The organism is Burkholderia sp., from assembly GCF_018375725.1.
GTDB lineage: Bacteria > Pseudomonadota > Gammaproteobacteria > Burkholderiales > Burkholderiaceae > Burkholderia.
In genome coordinates this window covers 1-3,063 of sequence record NZ_JAHACR010000406.1, presented here as the reverse complement: position 1 = coordinate 3,063, position 3,063 = coordinate 1, and the positions used below count along the sequence as shown (strand labels likewise).

The window sequence follows — 3,063 nt, the reverse complement described above, 5'->3', positions numbered from 1 at the left end:
CGCCGCGGCCCCGCTCCAGACCGCGCCCCGACCGACCGCCCGGCAACGGCTCACCGGCGACCCGCGGCGCTTCATGCACGGCGTCGGCAGCGCGGACGCCGGCAACGGCAAGCGCTGGATCTTCTTCAGCAGTTCGGGCATCGTGCCGCGCGGCGCCTTGCCCAACGGCAACTGGCCGCATGACGTGTATGTCGGCGAATGGTCGCCCGGCAGCAGGCGCACGACCCGTATCCGCACCTTCATCAGCCGGCCGGAGGCGCAGGAGCCGGTGTCGGTCGCGCAGAATGCGCGCGGCGATATCTTCGTCACGTTCGAGGACGGCTGGCACACCTCGCAGGAAGTCAGCCAGCGGTACGGCGTCTATCGCCGGAATCTCGCGCCGGTCAAACCCTATCCGAACGATGTCGAGTCGGGCGGCCACTCGGGACACGTCGCCGCGGTCGGCGAGCGGTTCGTCGTCTTCTATTCGGCCGACTGGATCGACGGCGGCGGCGTCGACAACCTGGGAACCGGCGGCGGCGTCTATCTGAAGACCTACGATGCGGCCGGGCGCCTGCTGAACCGTGTCGATGTCGCGCCGCACAGCCGCGAGTGGTGGCCGGTGATCGCCGGGGCGCCGCACCGGGCGTTGCTGGTCTGGCAGAAATTCATCCCGGACAGCACGCACGCGACACTCGAATACGCGTTGTTCGATCCCGCGACGGCGAAGCTGGAACCGCGCGGTGAATGGCACGAGACGATCCGGTATTACGTCTACGCCGCCGCGTACGTGCCCGCGATCGACCGCTTCATCGTCGTCGCCACGACGTCGGACGATCGCGGCGTTGCGATGCTGATCGATCAGGACGGCCGGCGCACGGCGACACTGGATTGCCTGCCGGCCACGGTGCGCGAATCCGAGGTGGCCGTCGCGGGCGCCCGTGCGTACGTGCCGACGCGCGACGGACGGCTTCTGGCATTGTCCCTGTCGCCCGACAAGATTGCCGTGCGCGGCGTGCAGCGTTCGCCGATTCCGTGGGGTACGACCGGCATTGCCGGTTTCCCCGCGAGCGACACACAGATCCACTTCGTGTCGTTGACGACGGCGGGAATACGGGAAGCCGATTTCGATCCGGCGCGGGAAAGCGCGCTCGCCGCCGCGCCGGGCGAACCATGCGTCTCCCGTGAGTGACGCTCGCGCAATACGCCGATGCCCGGCTGCGTCGCGGTAAGAGGGACAACGACGCGAGGTATCAGTCAGCGTCGTCGCGCCGGCGCTCGGACAAGGCGAGCGCGACGTTGACGAGCGCGACATGCGCGAGCATGAACGGGAAATTGCCGCACATGCGCGCCGCGCGAACGTCATACTCCTCGGCGAGCAGCCCGACGTCGTTGCGCAGCGCCAGCAGCCGTTCGAACAGCGCACGCGCCTCGCGCGTGCGGCCCTGCATCCGTCGCACCATCGCGAGCGCGAAGCCGGCCGTGACGAACGTCCCCTCGTCGCCGGGACATCCATCGACAAAGCGCGCCGGCCGGTAGCGCAGGAGCAGCCCGTCGTCGAGCAATTCCGCTTCAAGCGCCGCAATCGTGGCCGCGACGCGTGGATCCGCCGCGTCGAGAAAGCCCGTCAGCGGAAGCAGCAGCAAACTCGCATCGAGGCCGTCGCCGCCGTAACGGTCGACGAAGCGGCCGAGCGTCGCGTCGTAACCATGGGCCAGCACGTCAGCATGGACCGCGTCGGCCCAGCGCCGCCAGGCGCCGAGCGGTGCGCGGTGGCCGAACACGCGTGCGGAACGGTATGCGCTCTCGATCGCCGCCCACACCATCACCTTCGACGACGTGAACGGGCTGGGGCCGCTTCGCACCTCCCACATGCCCTCGTCTGGCTCGCGCCAGATCGTGCGCAGGTGCGCGAGCAGCCGCACTTCGAGCGCCCATGTTTCGCTATCGGGCGGCAAGCCGTGGCGGCGCGCCTGATAGAGCGCGCCCAGCACCTCGCCGTACACGTCGAGTTGAAGCTGATCCGTCGCGGCGTTGCCGAAGCGGACCGGACGCGCGCCTTCGTAACCGGCGAGATGATGGGCCATCCATTCGTCCGCGCGCCGGTCGCCATCGACCGTATACAGCACCTGCAATTGCGCCGGGTGATCGGCGATCGCGCGCACGAGCCAGTCGCGCCAGCGCGCGGCCTCGTCCCGATAGCCGCAGCGCACGAGCGCGCGGAGCGTGAAGCTCGCATCGCGCAGCCAGCAGAACCGGTAGTCCCAGTTGCGGTTGCCGCCCAGCTGTTCCGGCAGCGAGCTGGTCGGCGCGGCGACGATGCCGCCCGTGCGCAGGCTCGACAGCAGTTTCACAGTGACCAGCGCCCGTTCGATCGCGTCGCGATACGGCCCCGATGCGGTATTGCGTGCGCTCCAGTCGCGCCAGAACGCCTGCGTCGCCCGCAACGACGCGTTCGGATCGGGCACGGGCGGCGGCGGATCGTACGATCGCGCGGCACTGACGCAAAAGTCGATGCGCTCGCCGGCGGCGATGCGGGATGCGCCGACGAGCCGGTCGTGCTCCGGCGACAGCCCGGCCACGGTGTCGAGCCAAATCGCGCGACCGCCTGTCAGCATGTGCCAGCGCCCGTCGAGCCGCCGGCACCACGGCAACGCCCGGCCGTAGTCGAAGCGCACCGCGAAGTCGATCTCGAGCATGACCGTGCCGCGTTCGCCGCGCACGCTGCGCACGACGCAGGGTTCGGGCGCGGCCCAGGTCATCCAGTCGCACAGCACGATGCGCCCCGACACGGTATCGAACGTCGTTTCGAGGATCGCCGTGCCAGGCAGATACCGGCGCGTCACGCTGACGATCCGCTCGCGCGGCGCCAGCCGGAAACGACCGTTGTCGGCCGTGCCGAGGAGCGCGGCGAAACACGGGGCGGAATCGAAATCGGGCCAGCACAGCCAGTCGATGCTGCCGTCGCGTCCGACAAGCGCCGCGCTGCGGCCATCGCCGATCAGCGCGTAGTCCTCGATGCGCATCGCATTCACCTGTGCCGCCGAGCGGCGGCGAGTGCGCGGACGGCCTCCGAGGAACCCG

Annotated in this window: 2 protein-coding genes; one reads left to right on the top strand and one right to left on the bottom strand. The window is 69.8% G+C overall.

All coding sequences use genetic code 11. From position 1 onward, the window contains the following. Positions 1-1,171: hypothetical protein (locus tag KH616_RS23525; RefSeq protein WP_292253391.1), on the top strand; the 1,171-nt coding region annotated here is incomplete at its 5' end. A gap of 61 nt (positions 1,172-1,232) precedes the next feature. Here KH616_RS23525 and KH616_RS23520 read toward each other — a convergent pair. After that, entirely contained in the window at positions 1,233-3,005 is a 1,773-nt protein-coding gene (locus KH616_RS23520; RefSeq protein ID WP_292253393.1) for a glycoside hydrolase family 15 protein, read from the bottom strand. Positions 3,006-3,063 lie beyond the last annotated feature (58 nt).